Origin of the sequence: Mesorhizobium sp. M7A.F.Ca.US.014.04.1.1 (assembly GCF_003998745.1) — a bacterium.
Classification (GTDB): Bacteria; Pseudomonadota; Alphaproteobacteria; order Rhizobiales; family Rhizobiaceae; genus Mesorhizobium; species Mesorhizobium ciceri.
In genome coordinates this window covers 1-720 of the sequence record NZ_RZRW01001264.1, presented here as the reverse complement: position 1 = coordinate 720, position 720 = coordinate 1, and the positions used below count along the sequence as shown (strand labels likewise).

At 59.0% G+C, this 720-nt stretch carries 1 protein-coding gene; it reads left to right on the top strand.

Annotation, left to right across the window (positions count from 1 at the left end; genetic code table 11):
- Positions 1–43: 43 nt before the first annotated feature.
- A partial coding sequence (locus EOA22_RS38385) for a collagen-like protein (RefSeq protein ID WP_206521545.1) occupies positions 44–720 on the top strand: 677 nt, incomplete at its 3' end.

Below are 720 nucleotides of genomic sequence, written 5' to 3'. Positions count from 1 at the left end.
CTCGCCCCTGCCGCCACTAACCTCTGAAGGCGCGGCGGATTACGTGGGGGTTCTGGCTGCGGGCGATCTGACACTTACCGGCACTATAGATACTGGATCAAGTAACAATATCAACACGTACTACTTGATTGATACAATTAATACGCCAGCTACAACCGATGATACGGTTGTAGGTAGCTTTCAGTTGCCATCCGCAGCCAATGCCGTGGCTCCAAAATTCTCGATAACAGTAACAGTTCCAGATATTGGCCATACTTATCTCATCTATGACTCTGGCTTCCGCCTATACGGCACACTTACTTTTGTCGCCGACGCTGACCCCGTCACGGCGGGCAACCAACCGGGTTATCTTTTCGCTACCACGCCAATCAACAACCCAGGCGCCGCGGGCAACGATGGCGACCACTTTAATGGTGGCCTATTAACCCTCGCGAGCACTGGCACCGCGGGTGCGACAGGGGCCGCTGGTGCGACCGGCGCTACGGGCGCAACCGGGGCTACTGGTGCGACCGGCGCCACAGGCGCGACTGGCGATACTGGTGCAACAGGTTCGACCGGGGATACCGGACCAACAGGCGATACCGGAGCAACGGGTGCTACGGGCGATACCGGTGCCACGGGCTCAACGGGTGCCACAGGCGATACCGGAGCCACAGGTGCGACGGGCGATACAGGAGCGACTGGCTCGACCGGTGATACCGGAGCAACAGGCTCTACTGG